Source organism: Pseudomonas sp. A-RE-22 (assembly GCF_019956035.1).
GTDB classification, from domain to species: domain Bacteria; phylum Pseudomonadota; class Gammaproteobacteria; order Pseudomonadales; family Pseudomonadaceae; genus Aquipseudomonas; species Aquipseudomonas brassicacearum.
In genome coordinates, this window is record NZ_JAHBCZ010000033.1 from 1 (window position 1) to 23,863 (window position 23,863).

Genomic DNA, 23,863 nt, shown 5'->3' on the forward strand with positions numbered 1-23,863 from the left:
TGGGCGGGCAGTACAACTTCGTTGCCCAGGGCCATGCGCTGGAGGGCGGGCGTTCGATCCTGCTGCTGCGCAGTTGGCGTGAGGCCGGGGGCGAGATCAGCTCGAATATCGTCTGGGAGTACGGCCATTGCACGATTCCCCGGCACTTGCGCGACATCGTGGTGACCGAGTACGGCATTGCCGACCTGCGAGGCAAGACCGACGCCGCGGTGATCGAGGCGTTGCTGAACATCAGCGATTCACGCTTCCAGCCCGGGTTGATCGAGCAGGCGCAAACCGCCGGCAAATTGCCGAAGGATTTCCGCCTCGATCCGCGCTTCGCCGACAACACATCGGAACGCTTGCAGGCGATCCAGGCACGCCATCCGAACCTGTTTCCCGAATACCCCCTGGGGTGTGATTTCGACGAGGTCGAGCGGGACCTGTTGCGGGCGCTGAACTGGCTCAAGAGCAAGTTCAAACTCACCGAGATCCTGGAATTGGGCAAGGCCGCGCTCGATGCGCCGGAGCCATGGGAGTTTGCCGGGCATCTGGAGCGGATGCAGCTGGCCAGCCCTGAAGGGCTGAAGGATGAGTTGTTTCAACGGTTGCTGCTGGCGGGGCTCAAGGCGACTGCGCCTTGGCGACCCACCTGAAACCCCTGTGGGAGCGAGCTTGCTCGCGATAGCGGTGAATCTGGTACACAAAATGTGTCTGACAGACCGCTATCGCGAGCAAGCTCGCTCCCACAGGAGGCACAGGGTCAGTCGATAAAGGTCACGACCCCACCGGCCAACGACTTCACCCGCGCCAGGGATTCAACCCGATAGCCCTGGGCATCCAGTTCCGCACGACCGCCCTGGAATGACTTCTCGATCACGATCCCCAGCCCGGCGACGGTGGCGCCGGCCTGCTTGATGATAGAGATCAGCGCCTGGGAGGCTTTGCCGTTGGCCAGGAAGTCATCGATGATCAGCACTCGGTCGCTGCTGGTCAGGTGACGCGGGCTGATGGCGACGGTACTTTCGGTTTTCTTGGTGAACGAATACACGGTGGCCGACAGCAGGTTTTCCGTCAGGGTCAGGGACTGTTGCTTGCGGGCGAAGATCACCGGTACGCCCAGGTTCAGCCCGGTCATGATTGCCGGGGCAATCCCTGAGGCTTCGATGGTAACGATCTTGGTGATGCCCGAGTCCTTGAACAGCGCGGCAAATTCATCGCCGATCAGCTTCATCAACTGCGGGTCGATCTGATGGTTCAGGAACGCGTCGACTTTCAGGACCTGATCGGAAAGCACGATACCTTGCTCGCGAATTTTCTGGTGCAGGGCTTCCATGAAGCCTCCTCTGGTGACGCCTTCAGCGTCTGGATTGGGTAAACAACCTGGTGAAAAAAAGTAGTCGATTCTAACGCTTCAACATCGCGCGTATATCGGCCAGGGCACTGTTGCCGCGAACGACTTTGACTTCCGTCGGCGTGTCGTCGTTGCCTTCCCAGGCCAAGTCATCCGGCGGCAGTTCATCGAGAAAGCGGCTGGGGGCACAGTCGATCACTTCGCCGTATTGCTTGCGCTTGGCGGCGAAGGTGAAGGCCAGCGTCTGGCGGGCCCGGGTAATCCCGACATAGGCCAGGCGCCGTTCTTCCTCGATGGTGTCGGCCTCGATGCTGGAGCGGTGCGGCAGGATTTCTTCTTCCATGCCCATGATGAATACGTAGGGGAATTCCAGGCCCTTGGAGGCGTGCAGCGTCATCATCTGCACACCTTCGGCACCGTCTTCCTCTTCCTGCTGGCGCTCGAGCATGTCGCGCAGCACGAGTTTGCCGATGGCGTCCTCGACCGTCATGTCGCCGTCTTCGTCTTTTTCCAGAGTGTTCTTCAACGCCTCGATCAGGAACCAGACGTTGCTCATGCGGTAGTCGGCAGCCTTGTCGCTGGAGCTGTTGGTGCGCAGCCAGTTCTCGTAGTCGATGTCCATCACCATGCTGCGCAGCGCCGAAATCGGATCTTCCCCGGCGCACTGTTCGCGAACCTTGTCCATGAAACGCTTGAAGCGCGCCAGGCGGTCGGTGAAGCGGCTGTCCAGATGTTCGCCCAGGCCGATTTCGTCGGTGGCGGCGTACATCGAGATCTTGCGTTCGGTGGCGTAGTTGCCGAGTTTTTCCAGGGTGGTCGAACCGATTTCCCGGCGCGGCACGTTGATCACCCGCAGGAAGGCGTTGTCGTCGTCCGGGTTCACGATCAGGCGGAAGTAGGCCATCAGGTCCTTCACTTCCTGGCGTCCGAAAAAGCTGTTGCCCCCCGACAGGCGATAAGGGATCTGGTGATGCTGCAGTTTCAGCTCGATCAGCTTGGCCTGGTAGTTGCCGCGGTACAGGATCGCAAAATCACTGTATGGCCGGTCGGTGCGCAGGTGCAGGCTGAGGATTTCCATGGCGACGCGTTCGGCTTCGGCGTCTTCGTTGCGGCAACGGATCACGCGGATCTCGTCGCCGTGGCCCATCTCGCTCCACAGTTGTTTCTCGAACTCGTGGGGGTTGTTGGAAATCAGCACGTTGGCACAGCGCAGGATGCGGCTGGTGGAGCGGTAGTTCTGCTCCAGCATCACCACTTTGAGCGACGGATAGTCTTCCTTGAGCAACATCAGGTTTTCCGGCCGCGCGCCGCGCCAGGCATAGATCGACTGATCGTCGTCGCCTACCACGGTGAACTGGTTGCGCGTACCGATCAGCAGCTTCACCAGCAAGTACTGGCTGGCGTTGGTGTCCTGGTATTCGTCCACGAGCAGGTAGCGGACCTTGTTCTGCCATTTTTCGAGAATGTCGGCGTGGTCCTGGAACAGTTTGACCGGCAACAGGATCAGGTCGTCGAAGTCCACCGCGTTGAACGCCTTGAGCGTGCGCTGGTAGTGGGTGTAGACGATGGCGGCGGTCTGTTCCTTGGGGTTGCGGGCGTTTTCCAGAGCCTCGGGCGGCAGGATCAGGTCGTTTTTCCAGGCGCCGATCATGTTCTTGATCTCATCCACGCCGTCGTCGCCCGAGTATTCCTTCTGCATGATGTCGGTCATCAGGGCCTTGACGTCGGTCTCGTCAAAAATCGAGAAGCCCGGTTTATAGCCCAGCCGCGCGTGTTCCTTGCGGATGATGTTCAGGCCCAGGTTGTGGAAGGTGCAGACCGTCAGGCCGCGGCCTTCGCCAGCGCGCAGCAGGCCGCCGACCCGTTCCTTCATTTCCCGGGCGGCTTTGTTGGTGAAGGTCATGGCGACGATGTACTGGGCGCGGATGCCACAATTCTGGATCAGGTGCGCGATCTTTCGGGTGATTACGCTGGTCTTGCCGGAGCCTGCACCGGCGAGCACCAAAAGAGGGCCGCCGACATAGTTCACGGCTTCTTGCTGCCGGGGATTGAGTCGGGACATGACAGAGTCAGGGAGTCGTTTGCGAAATGGGCCGGCATTTTAACAGGCTCAGAGAATTGTGCTGCTCTGTCCGACTTGTGACGCACAGCGCATTGTCATTTGCCGCTTCTGCTACTTTCACGCAGGATGTGGGGCCAATTGCGTCCAGCGCAGGATTTGAGGGGAAAAAAACCACCAAAACCGCGTGTTTGAGAACCATTGGCATTGGTCATTGCCCATCGGCGCGTCATAATGCCCGGCGCCTACCACCTTGCAGAGTCTAGGGAGTCAGCTTGTCAACGCCTGTCGAACCCTTGCGTTTGCTGTTATTGGCCCAAGAGCCTGCGTGGTCAGCAATATTGCGCGAGTGCCTGGCGCCCTTGGGGCCCTCGGTCGTGTTGATCAGCGCCCCGAACTGGGAGTCAGTCAGCAGCCTGTTCGAAGATAATCGCAACGCGGTGTTGCTGACCGTTGCGGCATTGCAGCCGGCGCCGGGCCGTTGCAGCCTGCCGACGATCCTGTTGCTTGAGCACGAGCCGGCGGTTGCCCCCGACGGTGTCAGCGACTGGTTGGTGCGCGATGTCCTCGACAGCGCGACCCTGCGTCGTTGCCTGCGCCATGTGCGCGAACGCGGCGTGCTGGAAAACACCTTGCAGCGCCTCGCCGAACAGGACCCATTGACGGGCATCGCCAATCGCCAGGGTTTCCAGACGCTGCTGGCGGCGCGCCTGGCGGAAAACGACGGCCGTGGCCTGGCGCTCGGTCACCTGGACCTGGACAACTTTCGTCACGCCAACGACGCCCTCGGCCACCAGGCCGGTGACCGCTTGATCCTGCAAGTGGTGTCGCGGCTCAAGGGCTCGCTCGAGGCCGGCGATCAATTGGCGCGGTTGGGCAGTGATGAATTCGCCCTGCTGATCGACACCCGCCGCGCACCACAGCGGGCCGAGTGGATGGCCGAGCGTATTACCGAAGCCTTGGCCGAACCCTATTGGGTGGATGGTGAAAGCCTGCTGATCGGCTGCAGTCTGGGTGTTGCCCACGCTCGCGCCCAGGCCGGTGCCGATCCGCTGATGTGGCACGCCCACATCGCCATGCAGCAGGCCAAGAGCACCCAGGGCTGCACCTTTCATATCTTCAACGAGCGCATCAATCGCAATGCCCGCAGCCTCGCCGACCTGGAAAGCGAACTGCGCCGGGCACTGCGCCGTGACGAGCTGGAACTGCATTACCAGCCACGGCTGAACCTCGATGGCGGCCACATTGTCGGCCTCGAAGCGCTGGTACGCTGGCGTCACGGCGAACGTGGCTTGCTGCCACCGAGTGAGTTCGTGCCGCTGGCCGAACAGAGCGGCCTGATCGTGCCGCTGGGCTATTGGGTGATTTCCCGGGCGCTGCGGGACATGCAGGCCCTGCGCGAGCGGGGGCTGGCGCCGTTGCACATGGCGGTCAACCTGTCGTTCCGACAGTTCCAGGACAGCCAGTTGCTGCCGACCTTGAGCCGGCTGATTGCCGAGCGGGGTGTCGAGGCGCAATGGCTGGAGTTCGAACTCACCGAAACCGCCGTCATGCGCCGCAGCGAGCTGGTCAAGCAGACCATGGATGCCCTGGGCCGCCTGGGAGTGCGCTTCTCCCTGGACGACTTCGGCACCGGTTTCTCCTCGTTCGTGCACCTCAACAGCCTGCCGATCGCCTTGCTGAAGATCGACAAGAGCTTCGTCGGTGGCATGGAGCAGCGCGAAGAGAACCGCAAACTGGTGCACGCGATGATCAACCTGGCGCACAACCTCAACCTGGAAGTGGTGGCCGAAGGTGTGGAAACCCAGGAGCAACTGGACCTGCTACGCGGCTTCGGTTGCGATCAGGTGCAGGGTTTCCTGATCAGCAAGCCGTTGCCGTTGCCGGAGTTGGTTGAGTACTTGACCTTCGAAGGTGATCAGCAATCGATGCTGGAAATCAGCTGACACAAAATCCTGTGGGAGCGAGCTTGCTCGCGATGGCGATCGGTCTGTCCCATTTATTTTGACGGACACACCGCTATCGTGAGCAAGCTCGCTCCCACAGGGGGATACATCTCAATCGGCCTGGATGGCCTCGAAACGCCGCCGCCCGGGCTCACTGCGAATCATCCGCTTCATCTTCCATTCAAACGCCGCAGTCAGGCTCACGGCCGCGCAGGCCAGCCCCAGGGCCAGGCCCCACCAGACGCCAGTCGGCCCCCAGTTCAGGTGGAACGCCATCCACCACGCCGCCGGCGCGCCGATCAGCCAATAGCAACCCAGCCCCACCAGGAAGGTGGTCTTGGCGTCCTTGAGCCCGCGAATGCAGCCCATGGCGATGGTTTGTGTGCCATCGAACAGCTCGAACCACGCCGCCACGGCCAGCAGGCTCACGGCCAGGTTGATCACCTCGCGGAACGCCGGGTCGTCGTGGTCCAGGAACAAGCCGATCAATTGATGGGGCAGCAGCCAGAACACCATGGCGAACGCCAGCATGGCAGCCGCGCCAAAGCCAATCCCGACCCGACCGGCCAGGCGTGCCATCAGCAGTTGCCCGGCACCGTAGTGCTGGCCGATGCGCATGGTGATGGCGTAGGACATCCCGGCCGGCACCATGAACGCCACCGAGACGATTTGCAGCGCGATCTGGTGGGCTGCCAACGGCGTGCTGCCCATGGTGCCCATGCACAGCGCGGCGAACGCAAACAGCCCGACCTCCACCGCGTAGGTGCCGCCAATCGGCAGGCCCAGGCGCCACAGTTCCTTGAGGTACTGGCGATTGGGTCGCGACAGACCGTCGAGCAATGGATAGGCACGGTAGGCCGGGTGCCGATGGATATGCCAGGCCAGCGCCAGGGCCATGCAGTTGGCGACGATGGCCGTGACCAGGCCGATTCCCATCAAGCCGAGTTTCGGCAGGCCGAACATGCCGGTGATGAGCGCGTAGTTGAGCAGGAAGTTGGCCACCGTCCCGCCAAGGCTGATCACCATGACCGGTGTGGCCCGGCCGATGGCGCTGGTGAAGCCGCGCAGGGCCATGAAGCTCAAATAGCCGGGCAGGGCGAACGGCAGCGCCAACAGGAACTGTCCGGCGGACAGCACGTTGGTTTCGGTCTGGCCGAACATCAGCAGCACTGGCTTGAGGTTCCACAACAGCAACCCGGCCATCAGCGCCATCAGCCAGGCCAGCCACAGTCCGGCCTGGGTCAGCCGGGTGGCGCCTTCGACATCGCCTGCGCCCTGGCGGATCGCGACCAGGGTGCCCACCGCGGCGATCACGCCGATGCAGAAGATCGACACGAACGAATAGGTGGCCGCCCCAAGCCCGCCGCCGGCCAGGGCTTCGGGGCTCAGGCGCGCCATCATCACGGTGTCGGTGAGCACCATCAGCATGTGCGCCAACTGCGAGGCAATCAACGGCCCCGCCAGCCGCAGGATGGCCCAGAGTTCAGTACGCACTGGATGCTGCATGATCATCACGCTCCATGTTCAAACAAGGCAGTAAAGCAACGATTCTCGGCGCTCTCGGCGGATTGCACAAAGGGATAAAAAAGATCGCTGGCATGATTAAAACTCATGCTGGAGGCGTTTCTGGTAGGGTTTGCAAACAACGCCATGGAGCTTTTGCGATGTCTCGTCGTCTTCCTCCTCTTTATGCGCTGCGGGCATTCGAAGCCGCGGCGCGCTACAGCTCGTTCACCCGCGCCGCTGAAGAGCTGTCGATCACCCAGAGCGCCGTCAGCCGGCACATTCGCACGCTGGAAGATCACTTTGCCTGTCGGCTGTTCCTGCGCAGCGGCCGCAACCTGCAATTGACCGAGGCGGCGCGGTTGCTGTTGCCGGGCGTACGTGAGGGCTTCATGGCGCTGGAGCGGGCCTGTCACACTTTGCATGGCGAGGATGGCATCCTGCGCATGAAGGCGCCTTCCACGCTGACCATGCGCTGGTTGTTGGCGCGCTTGAGTCGCTTCCGGCACTTGCAGCCTGGCAACGAGGTACAACTGACCAGTGCCTGGATGGACATCGATTCAGTGGACTTCAACGTCGAGCCCTTCGATTGCGCCGTATTGCTGGGCAACGGGCATTTTCCGGCGGACTGGGAAGCCAGCTTGCTGTTTCCCGAGGAATTGATCCCAGTGGGCGCGCCGAACCTGTTGAACGACCAGCCCTGGGATGTGGCGCGGTTGGCCAGCGCTGAACTGCTGCACCCCACGCCCGATCGCCGGGACTGGCGCAATTGGCTGCAACGCATGGGCCTGTCCGACAAGGTCTCGCTCAAGGGGGGGCAGGTGTTCGATACCCTGGAGCTGGGCATGATCGCGGCCGCACGTGGCTATGGGGTCTCCATGGGTGATCTGTTGATGGTGGCCGAGGATGTCGCCCAGGGACGCCTGAGCCTGCCATGGCCGACGGCTGTCGCCAGCGGTGAACACTATTATCTGGTCTGGCCGAAAACCCGACCGGGAGGTGAACGTTTGCGCCGGCTTAGCGACTTTCTCCAGGGTGAGGTGAAGGCCATGCAATTACCCGACGTGCAGCGTTTGGGCTGAAACGTTGCAGTTGGTGTGCTAGCCACTTGGCATTAATCCTTGCGAACCGCTCAAGTATTTGGCTTTGCCGCCGAATTTGTGAGGATGGAACCTTCGTGCAGAAAGGGCCAACTTACACCTCATTCGAAAAATGCCGAGCGTGCGAGCGTGATCAGGATGATCCGGTCTCTCGGCCAGGAGCCGTCATGTCTCAACCCCGTGCCCGGATCGCCTCACAGCTAGGCCTTGCCCTCGCTGTGATATTGGCGGTCGTGATCTCCGGCAGTACTGTCTTTGCCCTGCGTTCGCTGGACGCTGCCAACCTCGCCACCCGTGAAGAACACCTGGCCAGCGAAGCGCGCCTGATGGCCGATCAGCTCAATACCTTCCACAGCACCCTGCGCGAGAGCACCCAGCGGTTGGCCGGTCTGTTCGAGAAGCGCTTCAGCGCGGGCCTGAGCGTGCATCCGGACCAGCCAGTGACGGTGGCGGGCGTACAAACCCCAGGCTTGAGCCTGGGCAGCGAAGTGTTGAACAACAACTTCAAGGAAGTGGATGACTTCAAAACGATGACCGCCGGGGTTGCCACGGTTTTCGTGCGCAGTGGCGACGACTTCATCCGCGTCAGCACGTCATTGACCAAGCAGGACGGTACGCGGGCCATTGGTACTGTGCTCGACCGCGCCGGCCCTGCCTATGGTCCGGTGGTCAGCGGGCAGAGTTACATTGGTCGAGCCTTGCTGTTCGGACGTTACTACATGTCGCAGTACACGCCTGTACGCGACAGCAGCGGCAAGATCATTGCCGTGCTGTACGTAGGCTTCGACTACACCGATGCGCAGAACACGCAGTTCGAGAACCTCAAACGGTTCCGCATCGGCCAGACCGGTTCCCTGGCGCTGTTGGACGAACAAAACAAGTGGCTGGTGCCACCGGCCGGCGTCCAGGCGCTGGACCAGGCAAGCACGACCATCGTTGGCCTGGTCAAGAAACCGGGCAAGGGCGCGTTCTGGACCGATACCGCCGAAGACTTCTACAGCGTTGCCGTACCGTTCGAAGGTGGGCCGTGGGCGGTGGTGGCGAGCATGCCCAAAACCGAGATTCGCGCCGTGACCTGGAGCGTCGGTACGCAACTGGCCATTGGCAGCCTGCTGGCGATGTTGTTGGCGGTCGGCTCGGCGATGTGGTTGCTGCGCAGCAAACTGGCACCGCTCGGCGATCTGGTACGCCAGGCCGAAGCCTTGGGCGCCGGTGACCTGAGCGTGCGCCTGAACGTGTCCAGCCATGATGAGATTGGTCAGTTGGCCCGTGCCTTCAACCAGATGAGCCAGGCCTTGTCGACCATGGTCGAGCACATCCGCAAGGCCTCCCAGGAGGTCAACAGCCGTGCCCAGGCGCTGTCCGGGTTGTCCAGCGGGGCGTATGAAGGCATGGAACAGCAATCCGGCGAAATCACCAGTATGGCCGGCGCAGTGGAAGAGTTCAGCGCAACCTCGTTGAACATTGCCGACAACATGGGCAACACCGAGCGCCTGGCCCAGGAAAACGCCCAGCAAACCCGCATTGGCCGGACCTCGATGGACGAAGCATCGTCATCCCTGGAACAAATTGCCGGTGCGCTGAACAGCACGGCCACGGTCATCAATACCTTGGGCCAGCGTTCCCAGGAAATCGGCGGCATCGTGGGTGTGATCACCTCGATCGCCGAGCAGACCAACCTGCTGGCCTTGAACGCCGCCATCGAAGCTGCCCGCGCAGGCGAGCAGGGCCGTGGTTTCGCCGTGGTGGCCGATGAAGTCCGCAGCCTGGCTTCTCGCACCCGCCAGGCCACTGACGAAATTTCCAGCATGATCAACAGCATCCAGCAGGAAACCGGCAATGCCATCAGCACGATGGAGCAGGGCAACCTGTTGATGCAGGAAGGCCTGTCGCGCAACGCCAACGTGGCCACGGCCCTGGCCCGCATCGACGAGCAAAGCCGCTCGGCCGGTCAGCAATTTGCGGCGATCACCACCGCCACCCAGGAACAAAGCAGCACCGCGACCCTGCTCAGCAGCAACCTGCAAAGCATCGCCATGGCCAACAGCGAACAGCGCCAAGTGGTCTCGAACCTGGCACTCACCGCCAAGGAACTGGAAAAGCTGGCCCAGGACCTGCGCCAAGAGGTTGATCGGTTCCGCTGAGGCGTCCCGTCACGAGCAAGTTCACCCGCACCCCTGTGGGAGCGAGCTTGCTCGCGATGACGGCTTCCCGGCCAACATCATCTCAATCTGACCCACCGCTATCGCGAGCAAGCTCGCTCCCACAAAAGCTACCACCCTGGTGTCGTTTCTTTTTTAGGAATATTGCTGTTTTTAAGCTTGCTGAAACGTTTCTTCAAGTCTATAAAAACCGCACAACTCCAATAAAAGGTCGTGACCATGACTCCGCTCAAACTCCTCATCACCCTTGGCGCCTTGGGCGCTGCCTCCCATGCGATGGCTTGGGACTACGTCCTGCTGGATACGGATAAAGCCGCTCAACCCTGGCAAATCACCAGCCAGCAACTCGGCGTGAAGACCGGCAAACCCTTTTCCGTGACGATGCGCACCCTGCACGGCGGCCGCCAGGAAGGCGTCAGCATCGTCGACATCGACAATGGCACCCTGAAGCTGTCAGTCGTACCGACCCGTGGCATGAACGTGCTGCAGGCTTCGGTCGGGAATGTGCGCATGGGTTGGGATTCGCCCGTCAAGGAGGTGGTCAATCCGGCGTTCATCGAACTCAACGGCCGAGGCGGGCTGGGCTGGCTCGAAGGTTTCAACGAGCTGGTCACCCGTTGCGGCTACGAGTGGGTCGGCCATCCCGGCATGGACAACGGTGAGCTGCTGACCCTGCATGGCCGCGCCGCCAACATTCCAGCCAACAAAGTCACGTTGCACATTGATGAAAAACCGCCTTACGCCATCACCCTGCGCGGCGAGTTGAAGGAGCAGGCGTTCAAGAAGGTCGACTTCTCGGTGCAGACCGAACTGGTCACCGAGCCCGGCAGCGTGACGTTCGCGCTCAGCGACACGCTGACCAACAACGGTGACTATCCGAAGGAGTACCAGGCGCTCTACCACAGCAACTTCAGCACGCCGTTCCTGGAGCAGGGCGCCCGTTTCGTGGCACCGGTCAAGCAGGTCTCGCCGTTCAACGACAAGGCCAAGGGCGATTTGTCCGATTGGCAAACCTACCGGGGTCCCACCAAGGATTACGACGAAACCGTCTACAACGTCGTGCCATACGCCGACGCCAAGGGCGACACACTCACCGTGCTGCACAACAAGGCCGGTAGCCTCGGTGTGTCAGTGGGCTTCAACACCAGCACGCTTCCGGTGTTCTCCCTGTGGAAAAACACCGACACCCAAGGCCAGGGCTACGTGACCGGTCTGGAGCCAGGCACCAGTTTTTCCTATAACCGTCGGTATCAGCGCCCCTTGGGTCTGGTCCCCACCATCGCACCGAAAGAACACAAGCAGTTCCAGATCCACTACAGCCTGTTGGCGGACAAGGGCGCTGTGGATAAGGCCCTCAAGCGCATCGATACCATCCAGAACGGTCAGAAAACCGAGGTGCGGGAAACGCCGTTGGTGGACCTGAGCAAACCATAAGGCGGTTCAGGAGCTAGTCGGCCGATACTGCAGTGCTTCGGCCAGATGTTCGCGGCGGATACACGCCGCTTGCTCCAGGTCTGCCAGCGTCCGGGCGACCTTGAGCAAGCGGTGGGCGGCGCGCAACGACAGGGTCAGCCGTTCGCAGGCGGTTTCCAGCCAGGTTTCATCGGTTGTGGATAACTTGCAATGCTGACGCAACCCCGGCAAATCGAGGAAGGCGTTGGCGCAGCCCTGGCGTCTATGCTGACGCTCCCGGGCCTCGGCCACCTGCTCGGCGACCGTGGCTGTATCGTCTCCGGATTCTCTCCTGGGGTTCAACGCCGTTGCTTCCCGGGCGACGGTCAGGTGCAGGTCGATGCGGTCCAGCAGCGGGCCGGAGAGTTTGTTGCGGTAGCGCTGCACCATGTCCGGTGTACAGCAGCAGCGGCCGCTGGGTTCGCCAAGATATCCACAGGGGCAGGGGTTCATCGCCGCCACCAACTGGAAGCGCGCCGGGAAGCGTACTCGGTCACGGGCGCGAGAAACCACGATGTGCCCAGATTCCAGCGGCTCTCTCAGGACCTCCAGCACCCTGCGGTCGAATTCCGGCAGTTCATCCAGAAACAGCACGCCATGGTGGGCGAGGGTGATCTCTCCCGGTTGCGGTTTTGACCCGCCACCCACTAGCGCGGGCCCGGAAGCCGAATGGTGCGGCTGTCGAAATGGACGCTGCGGCCAATGACTCAACGGCACGCAACTGGCCACCGACTGGATGGCCGCGACCTCCAGCGCCTCACTCTCGGCCAGCGGTGGCAACAGCCCCGGCAGGCGGCTCGCCAACAGCGTCTTGCCGGTGCCCGGTGGCCCGCTGAACAACAGGTTATGAGCCCCCGCGGCGGCAATCAGCAAGGCCCGCTTGGCTCCGGCCTGGCCTTGTACTTCGTTCAAGTCGGGGTAGGGCTTGCTGGCCGAAAGCAGCCCATTGGAAACGAAAGGCTCGACCGGTGTGTGCCCATTGAAGTGCGCGACCGCTTCGAGCAGATGGTCCACAGCGATCACCTTCAACCCCGAGGCCAGGCAGGCCTCCTCGGCATTGGCCCGCGGTACCACCAGGATGCGCCCGGCCTTGCGCGCCGCCAGCGCTGCGGGCAATACCCCGCGCACCGGTCGTACCGCGCCGGACAATGCCAGTTCACCAAGGCATTCCACGTCATCCAGCGTCAGGGTTGGCACCTGCACGCTGGCCGACAGGATCCCCAAGGCGATGGCCAGGTCGAAGCGCCCGCCGTCCTTTGGCAGGTCCGCCGGCGCCAGGTTCAGGGTGATGCGCCGTGCCGGGAAATTCAGCCCCGAATTGATGATCGCGCTGCGCACCCGATCCTTGCTTTCCTTCACCGCCGCCTCCGGCAGGCCAACCATCGTCAGCGACGGCAAGCCATTGGCCAGGTGGACTTCAACGGTAACGGCAGGAGCCTCGACCCCTACTTGGGCGCGACTGTGGACGATGGCAAGCGACATGAATCGTTCCTTGAGTGAATAGGGCGCCGCGTCCTGCGGCTCTGGAAGATTAGTCGTGGGGATGAACTTGGGCGGGGAAATTGAAGGGAGAAAATTTGGCAGGATGTTTCGAGGGCAAGTGACAGCCGAGGGGCGCCAGGCGTGATGCGGTAGCGGATATCACCGCCTCACCTGGCCACGCAAAATGCCCGGAAAGGGCCCTCTGCTAGACTGCGATTTGCCCAGTCGGCACTTGGCGGTATCAACGGCACAGCGAGGAAGTAGCCATGAACGATCTGCTGGCTCTGTTAACCGACAAGCGCTTCATGCCCCACGGGCATTGCTACATGTGGCGTCCGGATCTGCTGTGGACCAATGTGATCGCAGATGGCTTGATCGCCCTGTCCTACGTCACCATCCCCTTCACGCTCCTGTACTTTATCCACAAGCGCAAGGACGTGCCGTTTGACTGGATGCTCGCGGCCTTTGGCGTGTTTATCCTGGCTTGCGGGACCAGCCATGTGATGGAGATCCTGACCATCTGGCAGCCTTATTACTGGCTGACAGCGCTGGTCAAGGTGATCACCGCGATTGCCTCGGTGATTACCGCCATCCTGTTGGTCCGGCTGGTGCCGGCGGCCCTGAAGATCCCCAGCCCGCAGCAATTGGCCAAGGTCAACGACGAGTTACGCGAGGCCCAGGCTGAACTGGTCACCACCGCGCGCCGCGCCGGCATGGCAGAGATCGCCACCAATGTGCTGCACAACGTGGGCAATGTGCTCAATAGTGTCAATGTGTCAGCCCAGGTCCTGTACGAGAAGGTGCACACCTCCAAGGGGCCAGGGGTGGCCAAGGTAGCCCAGTTGATGAAGGAGCATCCCGATGACCTCGGTGACTTCATCAGCAGCGACCCGAAAGGTCGCGCGCTACCGGACTATCTCGACAAGCTGGCCGACGCGCTGGCCGTCGAGCAGCAGGGCATGATCGCCGAGTTGGCGCAGTTGACCCGCAGAATCGACCACATCAAGGAAATCGTCGCCACCCAGCAATCCTACGCCGGCAACGCCAGCGTGCTGGAGCCGGGCTCGTTGCGTGAGCTGGTCGAGGATGTCGTGCGCATTTGCGATGTGTCCCTGGCCCGCCACCACATCACGCTGATCAAGGAGTTCAGCGATGTTCCGCAAATGCCCCTGGACAAGCATCGAGTGCTGCAGATCCTGGTCAATCTGATCAACAACGCGAAGCAGGCGCTGGATGCGGGGGCGAACCGGCCGCCGCAGATCATCCTGCGCCTGAAGGTCGTTGACGAGGGGCGCGTGCGAGTTGAGGTCGAGGACAATGGCGAGGGGATATCGCAGGACAATCTTGCACGGGTGTTCGAGCACGGTTTCACCACGCGTGTCGACGGCCACGGCTTTGGTTTGCACAGCTGCATTCTGGCGGCGCACGAGATGGGTGGCGATCTGACCGTGCAGAGCGCCGGGCCGGGCAGGGGCGCGCTGTTTATCCTGGAGTTGCCGCTGACACAGGCCCCGGCCCCATCTCAGCGGGTGGCGGATGGCTGAACAGGCCCTATACCTCCCTCAGCAATTGATCGGCGATACGAATACTCAGCGCGGCACCTGTCAACGTGGGGTTCACACAGGACGATGACGGCATCACGCTGGTCCCGGCGATAAACAGGTTGACGTGGTCGTGGCTACGGCAGTCGCGATCGACCACCGAGTTTTTCGGATCGTCGCCCATGATGGTGGTGCCCATGATGTGCTGGCGGTTCTGGAAGTTGACGTCGGTGCTGAGGATGTCGGCGTCGAGTAGGTGGGCGAACTGCTTGAGGTCCTCCAGCGCCTTCTCCTTGCCGGCATGCCAGTAGTCGGGAACGCTGTAGTAGATTTCCGGTACCGGCAGGCCAATTGCGTCGAAGCGGGTTTTGCTTGGGGTGATGCGGTTTTCCGACAGTGGCAGGGTTTCGAAGTCCACCGCCCAGTTCAAGGAGCGCGCCGACTGCAGGCGGATCTGTTCGTCGAGCTTGGAGCCCAACACGCCCTTGGCGATCAGGTTGGTGGTGATCTGCGAGGTGGGCACCGTGTTGCGGACCTTGATCTTATAGCTCGGGTAGTCCTTGCGGAACGCGCCGTCGCGGCTGTTCAGGTACACCAGCAACTGAGTCGGCCCTTCGCCGGGCCACATGTCTTCCTTGGTCATCACGTTCATGCTCACGCCGGTGTGGTCCATCAGGTTGCGGCCGACCTGGTCGGAAGTATTGGCGATGCCGTTGGGATATTTCTCGGACGTGGACATCAACAGCAGCTTCGGCGATTCGATGCCATAGGCCGCCAGCACGAAGTAGCGGGCGCTCAGGCGATGCTGGGTCTTGTCGGGGCGCATGTACCAGATCGCGCTGATCTTGCCGTCGTCGCCGGCCTCGATCCGGTACACCACCGAATTGTCCAGGACCTTGGCGCCATGGCGCTCGGCCTCGTCGATATGCATGGAACCGTCGTACTTGGCGGCAATCGGGCAAACCGGGTTGCAGTTGTTGTTGCCCGCGCACGGTGGGCGTTTGCCATAAGGGCGGGTGGCGCGACCATTGGGTTCGAGGATCGGGTTGTAGCCGCCCTTGCTCAACAGGCTCGAGAGACGCTTGAACATGTAGCTGGGCTTCAGGCCTTCCATCGGATAGGGGATCGAGCGCGGTGGATAGGCCGCACCGCCCTGGCCGCTTTCATCCTGGCCGTCGACCCCGGACACGCCCAGCTCGGTCTCGGCGCGGGCATAGAAGGGTTCCAATTCGTCGTAGCTGATCGGCCAGTCGCGCCCGCGCCCGTAGAGGGAGTTGAGGCGGAAGTCATTGGGCAGCATGCGCCACAGCGAGGAGCCGAAGTGCCAAGTGGTGCCGCCAACCACCCGCAGGTAGGAGGTGTTGTACTTCACCGGGCCAACCTGTTGCAGGTAGTCGCCATAGGTGGAGGGCGCATGGGGCAGGCTCGGATAGGGCGAGCCGGCACCCTGCAGCTTGGCGTTGGCCAGCGAGAGCTTGACCGGCGCATTGCGGAAAGCCTCGACGATGTCGCGGCGATTCACTCGTGGGCCCGCCTCGAGGACGATCACGGATTTGTTCGCCTTGGCCAGGCCGCTGGCAATCAGCCCACCCATCACGCCGGAGCCGATGACGACCACATCGGCGTCGTAAACAACGCTGCTCATAGTTTGAAATCCTGCGTGCTGGCTGGCTTGGCACCCCAGGAGTCGGGGCCACCACCGTAGGTTGGAATGATGAGAATGCCGTGGGTCGGGCGATACATCAGCGCTTCGCGGTAGCTGATCAGCTCGGCGTCGGCGAGCTCACCGACGATGCCCAGGTACCAGGCCGAGATAATGCTGGTCGCAGTCGCCTTCAACGATGGGTCCGGGTTGGCCTGGGCCAGGTATTCGTCCACATGCTTGAAGCCTTGCCAGTCGATCATCTGCCTGAGGGCGCCGACATTGCCCGTGAAGTTCGGTGCGCGGCGGCTCAGGGCGCGGTAGTAGCGCGCCGCCAGGAGCGGGCTGACTGGGCGACTGACGAGAAATTGCGAAAGGACGATAAAGTCCTGGTCGCCTTCGGCCATCGCCGATTGCCAGGGACCGAGGCCGCCGACCAGGGCCGCCAGGCCCAGGGTGACCGACCCGCGCAGCAGGCTGCGGCGGGACAGTCGGTCGGTGGGGGTGAATGAAACGGGCATGTGTTGGTCGGTCATTGAAGTCTCCATTGCTCAGGCCTCCTGCAGTCGGCGACGAGCCTTGAGCCTGTAAAGCCCCAGGAGGATCAGCAGGCCGAGCACCACCAGCGTCGGTCCGCCGTATCGTGCCAGCACCGTGATGGGAGCCTTGGGTCCGCCTTCGCGTACCTGTGCCACATCGGTGGCGGTCACGCTCAGTCCGGCATTGCCGTAACGGGACAGGACGTAGTTGCTGACATCGGCGATCTGCTGGTCGTCGAGGCGATCGGTGAACAGTGCAGTGGGACCGAAGGCCGGCATGTCGATTGCCACGCCGTCGACTTCGCGGTGTACGCCATGGACGATGGTCGCGATCAGGTTGTCGCGGCGGCTGGTCGCGGTGTTGTGGAACAGCGAGGGGTACTCGCGGGTGCCCTCGCCGTTGGCCTGGTGACAGTTGGCGCAAGTGCCGCTGAAGATGTGCCAGCCCGGATTGTCCTGCGGCTTGCCGCCGCGCAGGCTGAGTTCGTCGTTCGACGCCTGGCCGAAGGTATGGCGGGCCTGGCGTTCGCCAGTGGCGATCGGCTGGGTCTGCAGCAGGTAGGCGGCGATGGCCTTGAGATCATCTTCGCCGAGGTATTGCAGGCTGTTCTCGATTGCCTCGGCCATCGGCCCGGCTGCCTGCGCCTTGCCCTCCACATGGCCGCTGCGCAGGTAGGCAACGAGCTCATCGCTCGACCAGGCACCGATCCCGCTGGTCTTGTCCGAAGTGATGTTCGGGGCGTACCAGGCCCCCAGCGAACCACCGGAAAGCGCCTTGGCGTTATCTGCAGCCATCAGGCTGTTGCGCGGGGTATGGCAGGTGTCGCAGTGAGCCAGCGCATTGACCAGGTAGTCGCCGCGATTGACCTGCGCGGACTTGCCCGGATCCGCCTCGAAGCGTTTCTGGCTATGGAACAGGGCGTTCCAGCCGAGCATCGAGGCGCGGATATTGAACGGGAAATCGAGCTCGGTCTTGGGGCTGGGCGTATCCACCGGCGCGACTTCATCCATGAAGTACCGGTACAGGGCGGCGACGTCGCTGTCGGTCATCTTCGCGTAGGAGGTGTAGGGCATCGCCGGGTACAGGTGGGTGCCGTCCGGGGTCACGCCGTCGCGCATGGCGCGGGCGAAGTCTGCCTGGCTGTAATGGCCGATGCCGGCGCTCATGGAGGGGGTGATGTTTGTCGAGTAGATGACGCCCATCGGCGAGTTGAGCGGGTAACCGCCGGCAAAAGGCTTGCCGTCGCGGGTGCTATGGCAGGCCACGCAATCGGCGGTCACGGCCAGTCGCTTGCCGGGCGAGGCGCTGGTGTCGAGCGTCTCGCCGTGGGTCGCCAGGCTGACCGTCAACAGGGCCAGGCCGCCCGCGAGCATATTCCTCATGGGCTTGGCCTTGCGCACGCCGGGCAATGACAGGTCCCTCCTCTGCGGATGCATGTGTAACTCCTCACGGTTGGGTTTCGACGCGTGACCGTTGGCTCGGTTCGTTAAGGTTTGTGATGTTGTACGATGTCTTACATTGCGATCGATATTTCACATGATGTAACATTTCTCAATGAATATGGCTAAGAGCCATCATTTATTTGTTTTTGTGAAATGGCTCTAGTTCAGGTGTTTCAGAAGTGTAATGGCCAAGAGCGTCGTGAGCGCAATGGGCGGGAGAGAAAGGAAGTCGCTCCATCCAGCTTGAGGGGGAACAGGGGTTTTGGCTTGTATGTTTGTGATGTTGTACGACGTCACGACGAAAAAACCATCAAGCGTCGCGCCAACAGTGTCCTGTCGGCAGGCGGACCCGAGCGGCGATGGAATCCGGACACAGGCCCTTACCTGGCGTTACGCGGGGCAGGGAAATGCACACATAACAGGGCTGCTGGACCAGCAGTCCATGAGGATCCACCGATGAACTGGCTCAATGACGCAAAATTATCGACCAAACTGATCACCTCGTTTTTCCTCTGTGCCTTGATCACGCTCGCCGTGGGCATGCTTGGCGTCAGTGGTGTTTCCGCGCTGTCGACACGTTTGCAGGGGGTGTTCAACAACAATCTGGTCTCGGTCGCCAACACGTCGCAGACCAAGACCAAGGCGGTCGGCCAGACGCGCGACATGTACCGGCTGTATGTCGCTACCGCCGGCAACGCCCCGCAGAGCATGAAGGATGAGTTTCTTGCCTCGATGAAAGCCAATCAGTTGGCCAGCGAACAGGCTTTCGCCGCTTACCGTAAAGGGATCCTGGCTGAAGACGAGCGCCTTGCCGGCGACCAGATGGCCCGCGATTGGCCGGTCTACCAGGCCATGGTTCAGCAGTACGTGGCGATGATGGCGGCTGGCGACCTGGAGAACGGCCGCACCCTGCTGCTGGGTGACCTGCAGAAAACCTATCGCAAGGTGATGGACCAGTTGACCATCATGATCGACTCCAATGATCGCCAGATCAGCGAAGACGCCAAGGCCGCCACGCAGCAGGAGGTGACCGCCAAGACCGTGTTGTACAGCGGCATCGTCGTGGCCTTTATCGCCGCGCTGCTGTTGGGCGTGTTTATCAGCCGTCTGATCAGCCGACCGATTGCCACGGCGGTCGATTGCGCGCAACGCATCGCCCAGGGCGACCTGACCCAGCACATCACCAGTCGTGGTCGCGACGAGGCCGGCCAATTGCTCAAGGCCCTGGGCGATATGCAGACGAGCTTGAAGACCACCATCCAGCAGATTGCCAGCGCTTCGGACCAGTTGGCTTCTGCCGCCGAGGAACTGACGGCGGTCACCGATGATGGCAGTCGTGCCTTGATTCGGCAGAATGATGAAATCCAGCAGGCCGCCACGGCCGTGACCGAGATGACTTCGGCGGTCGAGGAAGTGGCCCGCAACGCGGTCTCCACTTCACAGGCGTCGCAATCGACCAGCACACAGGCCAGCGAGGGGCGTGATCAGGCCCGTAGCGCGGTGCAGGCGATCAACAACGCCACCCGGGAAATTACTTCGTCTACCGAGCTGGTCAGGGACCTTGCCGTGCAGGTTCGCGATATAGGTAAGGTGCTGGATGTGATCCGCGGGATCGCTGAACAGACCAACCTGTTGGCGCTCAACGCGGCCATCGAGGCGGCCCGCGCCGGGGAGCAGGGTCGCGGCTTCGCCGTGGTGGCCGATGAGGTTCGCGCCCTGGCGGCGCGGACCCAGGCGTCTACCGGTGAAATCGAGAGCATGATTCACTCGGTGCAGGACCGTGCCGACAGTGCGGTTGATGCCATGGGCAAGAGCCAGGCGCTGGTGACCGAGACCCAGGGTCTGGCCCGGGCCACTGGCGAGGCACTGGAGCAGATTGCCGACGGTATTTCGCAGATCAATGACCGTAACCTGGTGATTGCCACGGCGTCCGAGGAACAGGCCCATGTGGCCCGTGAGGTCGATCGCAACCTGGTGAATATCCAGGATCTGTCGACCCAGACTGCGGCTGGGGCGAACCAGACCAATGCTTCGAGCCAGGAGCTGTCCAACCTGGCCCTGTCATTCAATACCCTGGTCGGCCGTTTCCGTCTCTGACCCGTCGGGGTGAATACGCCTGGGTGACCGGGCGTATGTCGCCGGCTCGTGGCTTATTCCTGTGCCGGAGCCAGTCGCGCTTCCAACTCGGCAACCTTGGCCTCCAGGCTCTCGAGCCGCGCCCGGGTCCGGGCCAGCACAACCATCTGGCTGTCGAATTCTTCCCGGCTTACCAGGTCCAGTTTGCTGAAGCCGCTTTGCAGCAGGGCCTTGAACTGGCTTTCGATTTCGCTTTTGGGCAGCGGCGTGTCGCCACTCAAGATGCGGGAGGCGTGGCCGCTCAGGGCGTCGAGGAGGTCTTTGGGCGCAAGCATGGCAGGTGTCCTGAAAACAATGGCGGGCAGTGTATCACGCAGTGTCTATAGTCAATTCGCAAGCCAGGGATGCACGCTTTTCGCGCATAGGCCCGGGCGTGGCTGCACCGTTGTTGTGCGTATCGCTGCGGTTCTTGGCGCAACGCACGTCGAGCAGGTGGCCAAGAGACTGAAATCAGAGGGTTTGGTGCAGATGGCAAGGTTTCTGCTTAGAGGCTGATGACCCATGCACTGATGCAGTCGCTGTGACGAATGCAGTGCAGCAGGCGGAACGGGGAGTTTCGTCAGGATCGGTTAACTGGCACCTGTCGGGCAACTTGGGCCGACGACGCGTTACAAAGCCAGGCACTGCGCTTAGACTTGAGTCGGGTTTGTTTTCCTGGGGCAAGTCCACCAATTCGGGAGAAAGTTTCATGAAGCTAGTCACTGCCATCATCAAGCCGTTCAAGTTGGACGACGTGCGCGAGTCGTTGTCCGAGATCGGCGTGCAGGGCATTACCGTTACTGAGGTCAAAGGCTTCGGTCGGCAGAAAGGTCACACCGAGCTGTATCGCGGCGCGGAGTACGTGGTCGATTTCCTGCCCAAGGTGAAGATCGATGTCGCCATTGACGACAAGGATCTTGATCGGGTGATCGAGGCAATCACCAAGGCCGCCAACACCGGCAAGATCGGTGACGGGAAGATCTTTGTGGTCAATCTGGAACAGGCTATCCGCATCCGTACCGGCGAAACCGATACCGACGCCATCTAAGCCGCCAAACCCAACGCCCCAGGAGAAAACAATATGACTCTGCGTAAATTCGCAGGGCTAGGAGCCCTGTTGTCCTTCGCAATGCCTGGCCTGGCCATGGCAGAAGAAGCGGCAGCCCCAGTCCTGAACTCCGGCGACACCGCCTGGATGCTCACGGCCACGATTCTTGTACTGTTCATGACCATCCCTGGCCTGGCGCTGTTCTACGGCGGCATGGTTCGGTCGAAAAACCTTCTTTCCGTGATGATGCAGTGCTTTGCCATTACCGGTCTGATCAGCATCCTGTGGGTCATCTATGGCTACAGCATTGCGTTCGACACCACCGGCATGGAGCAGGGCGTCGTCAACTTCAATTCCTTCATCGGCGGTTTCGGCAAAGCGTTTCTGGCAGGCGTCACGCCAGCCAGCCTGACCGGCCCGGCGGCGCTGTTCCCTGAAGCAGTGTTCATCACCTTCCAGATGACCTTCGCCATCATCACTCCGGCCCTGATCGTCGGCGCATTTGCCGAGCGGATGAAGTTCTCCGCCATGCTGGTCTTCATGGGCGTGTGGTTCACCCTGGTGTATGCACCGATTGCCCACATGGTCTGGTCCGGTAACGGCGGCCTGCTGTGGGACTGGGGCGTGCTGGACTTCGCTGGCGGCACCGTGGTGCACATCAACGCCGGTATCGCAGGCCTGGTGGCGTGCCTGGTATTGGGCAAGCGCAAAGGCTTCCCGACCACGCCAATGGCGCCGCATAACCTGGGTTACACCCTGATGGGCGCGGCCATGCTGTGGGTCGGCTGGTTTGGCTTCAACGCCGGTTCCGCTGTCGCGGCCAACGGCACCGCCGGCATGGCGATGCTGGTAACCCAGATCGCGACCGCTGCGGCGGCGCTGGGCTGGATGTTTGCCGAGTGGATCACCCACGGCAAGCCAAGCGCACTGGGCATCGCCTCGGGCGTGGTGGCGGGCCTGGTTGCTATCACCCCGGCTGCCGGCACCGTGGGCCCGATGGGCGCTCTGGTCATCGGCCTGGCAGCAGGCGTGGTGTGCTTCTTCTGCGCCACTACCCTCAAGCGCAAGCTCGGCTACGACGACTCCCTGGACGCCTTCGGCGTACACGGCATCGGCGGTATCCTCGGCGCGATCCTGACCGGTGTGTTTGCAGCACCGGCCCTGGGTGGCTTCGGCACCGTGACCGATATCGGTGCGCAAGTGTGGATTCAATTCAAGGGCGTGGGTTTCACGGTGGTCTACACCGCGATCGTCACCTTCATCATCCTCAAGGTCCTGGACGCCGTCATGGGTCTGCGTGTCACCGAGGAAGAAGAAGCCGTGGGCCTGGACCTGGCCCAGCACAACGAGCGTGGCTACAACCTGTAAGCGCACGCAATAAAAAAATGCCCGGTTCGCCGGGCATTTTTTTGTCTGGAATTTGTCATTGCTCACAAGGTGCAGCGGTTTTTCCGACGCCTTTTGTTGTGGATGCGACACAGGTTTTTATACCGCCAAAGGCTTACACCGAAGCAAGAATATTAGGCCCTTTGTTTTTTCCCAGAGCGCGCTAGAATGCGCGCCGAACGTGCGGAGATCTGTATGTGGCAACAGACGCTGATAACCCTGCGGGCAAGGCCCCGGGGCTTTCATCTGGTGACGGACGAGTTGCTTGCCGGCCTGCCTGAACTCCAGGCGTGTCGTGTCGGTCTGTTGCATCTGTGGCTGCAGCATACCTCGGCCTCGTTGACCATCAACGAGAACGCCGATCCGGCGGTACGTCGAGACTTCGAACGATTTTTCAATCGGTTGATCCCACAAGGAACCGCCGACTATGAGCACAACGACGAAGGCCTGGACGACCTCCCGGCGCACTTCAAGGCCAGTGTGCTCGGCTGCCAGATCAGCCTGCCGGTCACGGCGGGACGGCTGGCATTGGGTACCTGGCAAGGTGTTTATCTGGGCGAGCATCGTGATCACGGCGGTGCTCGTAAAGTCCTCGCCACCTTGTACGGTGATGGGGCGTAACCGCTGATTGCCGGCGGATGTTGAATTTTTTCTGGCAGCCTTCGAACTGATGGCGAAGCTGGGCTATAACTAATCTGCTTTTCGCAAGTCATGAGGTAGAACATGAGCGACGATGATCTGGAAAACGACGACCTCGAAGTAGGCGACGAAGACGAGACCGAAGAAGGCCTTGAAGCGGCGGCGGAAGACGTTGCCGACGACGATGGGGCCGATGTTCCGGTTCCTACCGCCAAAGGCAAGGCGAAGGCGGCCGTTTCGGTCGACGAGTTGCCGAGCGTAGAGGCCAAGAACAAGGAGCGTGATGCGCTCGCCAAGGCCATGGAGGAATTCCTGGCCAGGGGCGGTAAGGTGCAGGAAGTGGAGGCCAACGTGGTCGCTGATCCACCCAAGAAGCCTGACAACAAGTACGGCAGCCGCCCTATCTGAATATCGGCTTCATTGCTTGCTGAAAAAGCCCGCCGTCGCTGCGGGCTTTTTCATGGGTGCGATTC

Annotated in this window: 19 protein-coding genes and 1 pseudogene; 12 read left to right on the forward strand and 8 right to left on the reverse strand. The window is 61.7% G+C overall.

Annotation, left to right across the window (positions count from 1 at the left end; all coding sequences use genetic code 11):
* Positions 1 to 635: acetyl-CoA hydrolase/transferase C-terminal domain-containing protein (locus KGA89_RS16575; RefSeq protein ID WP_317851099.1), on the forward strand; the 635-nt coding region annotated here is incomplete at its 5' end.
* A gap of 107 nt (positions 636 to 742) precedes the next feature.
* On the opposite strand, the gene KGA89_RS16580 is transcribed toward KGA89_RS16575, so the two are convergent.
* Positions 743 to 1,315 carry a xanthine phosphoribosyltransferase gene (locus KGA89_RS16580; protein ID WP_003206836.1) on the reverse strand — a complete coding sequence of 191 codons (573 nt, stop codon included), beginning with the start codon at positions 1,313 to 1,315 and terminating at the stop codon, positions 743 to 745.
* 70 nt (positions 1,316 to 1,385) lie between these two features.
* On the reverse strand, positions 1,386 to 3,395 hold the full coding sequence (rep, locus tag KGA89_RS16585) for a DNA helicase Rep (protein WP_013694550.1): 2,010 nt from the start codon (positions 3,393 to 3,395) through the stop codon (positions 1,386 to 1,388).
* A 272-nt stretch (positions 3,396 to 3,667) separates the two neighbouring features.
* Between rep and KGA89_RS16590 the strand changes: the two genes are divergently transcribed.
* Positions 3,668 to 5,338: a putative bifunctional diguanylate cyclase/phosphodiesterase gene (locus KGA89_RS16590; protein WP_003206833.1), complete on the forward strand. Its 1,671-nt coding sequence runs from the start codon at positions 3,668 to 3,670 to the stop codon at positions 5,336 to 5,338.
* Positions 5,339 to 5,449: 111 nt separating this feature from the next.
* On the opposite strand, the gene KGA89_RS16595 is transcribed toward KGA89_RS16590, so the two are convergent.
* Positions 5,450 to 6,844, reverse strand: coding sequence for a NorM family multidrug efflux MATE transporter (locus KGA89_RS16595; RefSeq protein ID WP_038858199.1), 1,395 nt, complete (start codon positions 6,842 to 6,844; stop codon positions 5,450 to 5,452).
* A 158-nt stretch (positions 6,845 to 7,002) separates the two neighbouring features.
* On the opposite strand from KGA89_RS16595, the gene KGA89_RS16600 reads away from it, so the two are divergent.
* The 4 genes and pseudogenes from KGA89_RS16600 to KGA89_RS16610 all read left to right on the forward strand — a co-directional run bounded on the left by KGA89_RS16600 (position 7,003) and on the right by KGA89_RS16610 (position 11,537).
* Positions 7,003 to 7,923: a LysR substrate-binding domain-containing protein gene (locus KGA89_RS16600; protein WP_003206829.1), complete on the forward strand. Its 921-nt coding sequence runs from the start codon at positions 7,003 to 7,005 to the stop codon at positions 7,921 to 7,923.
* A 344-nt stretch (positions 7,924 to 8,267) separates the two neighbouring features.
* Positions 8,268 to 9,182: pseudogene (locus KGA89_RS30840) on the forward strand (Cache 3/Cache 2 fusion domain-containing protein); the annotation flags it as partial.
* Positions 9,183 to 9,362: 180 nt separating this feature from the next.
* Positions 9,363 to 10,085, forward strand: coding sequence for a methyl-accepting chemotaxis protein (locus KGA89_RS30845; protein WP_375538591.1), 723 nt, complete (start codon positions 9,363 to 9,365; stop codon positions 10,083 to 10,085).
* 237 nt (positions 10,086 to 10,322) lie between these two features.
* The gene (locus KGA89_RS16610) at positions 10,323 to 11,537 is read left to right on the forward strand and encodes an aldose 1-epimerase family protein (RefSeq protein ID WP_003206824.1); all 1,215 of its coding nucleotides are present in this window, start codon (positions 10,323 to 10,325) and stop codon (positions 11,535 to 11,537) included.
* Between the two features lie 6 nt (positions 11,538 to 11,543).
* Here the strand turns inward: KGA89_RS16610 and KGA89_RS16615 are convergent, their stop codons facing one another.
* Complete coding sequence (locus KGA89_RS16615; RefSeq protein ID WP_223472062.1) at positions 11,544 to 13,037, reverse strand: YifB family Mg chelatase-like AAA ATPase; 1,494 nt, start codon at positions 13,035 to 13,037, stop codon at positions 11,544 to 11,546.
* A 266-nt stretch (positions 13,038 to 13,303) separates the two neighbouring features.
* On the opposite strand from KGA89_RS16615, the gene KGA89_RS16620 reads away from it, so the two are divergent.
* Positions 13,304 to 14,581 (forward strand): sensor histidine kinase, encoded by a 1,278-nt coding sequence (locus KGA89_RS16620; RefSeq protein WP_223472063.1) that lies wholly within the window; start codon positions 13,304 to 13,306, stop codon positions 14,579 to 14,581.
* Between the two features lie 7 nt (positions 14,582 to 14,588).
* On the opposite strand, the gene KGA89_RS16625 is transcribed toward KGA89_RS16620, so the two are convergent.
* From KGA89_RS16625 to KGA89_RS16635, 3 genes are read right to left on the reverse strand one after another with little or no spacing between them, the layout of a single operon-like run.
* Positions 14,589 to 16,223 carry a GMC family oxidoreductase gene (locus tag KGA89_RS16625; RefSeq protein WP_223472064.1) on the reverse strand — a complete coding sequence of 545 codons (1,635 nt, stop codon included), beginning with the start codon at positions 16,221 to 16,223 and terminating at the stop codon, positions 14,589 to 14,591.
* Positions 16,220 to 16,756, reverse strand: a complete 537-nt coding sequence (locus KGA89_RS16630) for a sorbitol dehydrogenase family protein (RefSeq protein WP_223472065.1) — start codon at positions 16,754 to 16,756, stop codon at positions 16,220 to 16,222. The genes KGA89_RS16625 and KGA89_RS16630 overlap by 4 nt, the downstream gene beginning before the upstream one ends.
* Before the next feature lie 15 nt (positions 16,757 to 16,771).
* Positions 16,772 to 18,196 (reverse strand): cytochrome c, encoded by a 1,425-nt coding sequence (locus tag KGA89_RS16635; protein ID WP_223472066.1) that lies wholly within the window; start codon positions 18,194 to 18,196, stop codon positions 16,772 to 16,774.
* Positions 18,197 to 18,658: 462 nt separating this feature from the next.
* Between KGA89_RS16635 and KGA89_RS16640 the strand changes: the two genes are divergently transcribed.
* Entirely contained in the window at positions 18,659 to 20,299 is a 1,641-nt protein-coding gene (locus KGA89_RS16640; RefSeq protein ID WP_223472067.1) for a methyl-accepting chemotaxis protein, read from the forward strand.
* A 53-nt stretch (positions 20,300 to 20,352) separates the two neighbouring features.
* Here KGA89_RS16640 and KGA89_RS16645 read toward each other — a convergent pair whose 3' ends face one another.
* Positions 20,353 to 20,613, reverse strand: coding sequence for an accessory factor UbiK family protein (locus tag KGA89_RS16645; RefSeq protein ID WP_060740084.1), 261 nt, complete (start codon positions 20,611 to 20,613; stop codon positions 20,353 to 20,355).
* A gap of 413 nt (positions 20,614 to 21,026) precedes the next feature.
* Here KGA89_RS16645 and glnK point away from each other — a divergent pair, with 413 nt between their 5' ends.
* The 4 genes from glnK to sutA all read left to right on the forward strand — a co-directional run bounded on the left by glnK (position 21,027) and on the right by sutA (position 23,798).
* Positions 21,027 to 21,365 carry a P-II family nitrogen regulator gene (gene glnK, locus KGA89_RS16650; protein WP_002555808.1) on the forward strand — a complete coding sequence of 113 codons (339 nt, stop codon included), beginning with the start codon at positions 21,027 to 21,029 and terminating at the stop codon, positions 21,363 to 21,365.
* Positions 21,366 to 21,398: 33 nt separating this feature from the next.
* Entirely contained in the window at positions 21,399 to 22,733 is a 1,335-nt protein-coding gene (locus tag KGA89_RS16655; RefSeq protein ID WP_003206817.1) for an ammonium transporter, read from the forward strand.
* 213 nt (positions 22,734 to 22,946) lie between these two features.
* The gene (locus tag KGA89_RS16660; RefSeq protein WP_003206814.1) at positions 22,947 to 23,372 is read left to right on the forward strand and encodes a secondary thiamine-phosphate synthase enzyme YjbQ; all 426 of its coding nucleotides are present in this window, start codon (positions 22,947 to 22,949) and stop codon (positions 23,370 to 23,372) included.
* Between the two features lie 102 nt (positions 23,373 to 23,474).
* Positions 23,475 to 23,798, forward strand: coding sequence for a transcriptional regulator SutA (gene sutA / locus KGA89_RS16665; RefSeq protein WP_003206813.1), 324 nt, complete (start codon positions 23,475 to 23,477; stop codon positions 23,796 to 23,798).
* The last annotated feature ends 65 nt before the right edge of the window (positions 23,799 to 23,863 follow it).

Coding starts and splice junctions, on each gene's coding strand:
- KGA89_RS16580 (WP_003206836.1), bottom strand. CDS start 1,315: ATGGAAGCCCTGCACCAGAAAATTCGCGAGCAAGGTATCGTGCTTTCC.
- rep (WP_013694550.1), bottom strand. CDS start 3,395: ATGTCCCGACTCAATCCCCGGCAGCAAGAAGCCGTGAACTATGTCGGC.
- KGA89_RS16595 (WP_038858199.1), bottom strand. CDS start 6,844: ATGCAGCATCCAGTGCGTACTGAACTCTGGGCCATCCTGCGGCTGGCG.
- KGA89_RS16600 (WP_003206829.1), top strand. CDS start 7,003: ATGTCTCGTCGTCTTCCTCCTCTTTATGCGCTGCGGGCATTCGAAGCC.
- KGA89_RS30845 (WP_375538591.1), top strand. CDS start 9,363: ATGGCCGGCGCAGTGGAAGAGTTCAGCGCAACCTCGTTGAACATTGCC.
- KGA89_RS16610 (WP_003206824.1), top strand. CDS start 10,323: ATGACTCCGCTCAAACTCCTCATCACCCTTGGCGCCTTGGGCGCTGCC.
- KGA89_RS16615 (WP_223472062.1), bottom strand. CDS start 13,037: ATGTCGCTTGCCATCGTCCACAGTCGCGCCCAAGTAGGGGTCGAGGCT.
- KGA89_RS16620 (WP_223472063.1), top strand. CDS start 13,304: ATGAACGATCTGCTGGCTCTGTTAACCGACAAGCGCTTCATGCCCCAC.
- KGA89_RS16625 (WP_223472064.1), bottom strand. CDS start 16,223: ATGAGCAGCGTTGTTTACGACGCCGATGTGGTCGTCATCGGCTCCGGC.
- KGA89_RS16630 (WP_223472065.1), bottom strand. CDS start 16,756: ATGACCGACCAACACATGCCCGTTTCATTCACCCCCACCGACCGACTG.
- KGA89_RS16635 (WP_223472066.1), bottom strand. CDS start 18,196: ATGCATCCGCAGAGGAGGGACCTGTCATTGCCCGGCGTGCGCAAGGCC.
- KGA89_RS16640 (WP_223472067.1), top strand. CDS start 18,659: ATGAACTGGCTCAATGACGCAAAATTATCGACCAAACTGATCACCTCG.
- KGA89_RS16645 (WP_060740084.1), bottom strand. CDS start 20,613: ATGCTTGCGCCCAAAGACCTCCTCGACGCCCTGAGCGGCCACGCCTCC.
- glnK (WP_002555808.1), top strand. CDS start 21,027: ATGAAGCTAGTCACTGCCATCATCAAGCCGTTCAAGTTGGACGACGTG.
- KGA89_RS16655 (WP_003206817.1), top strand. CDS start 21,399: ATGACTCTGCGTAAATTCGCAGGGCTAGGAGCCCTGTTGTCCTTCGCA.
- KGA89_RS16660 (WP_003206814.1), top strand. CDS start 22,947: ATGTGGCAACAGACGCTGATAACCCTGCGGGCAAGGCCCCGGGGCTTT.
- sutA (WP_003206813.1), top strand. CDS start 23,475: ATGAGCGACGATGATCTGGAAAACGACGACCTCGAAGTAGGCGACGAA.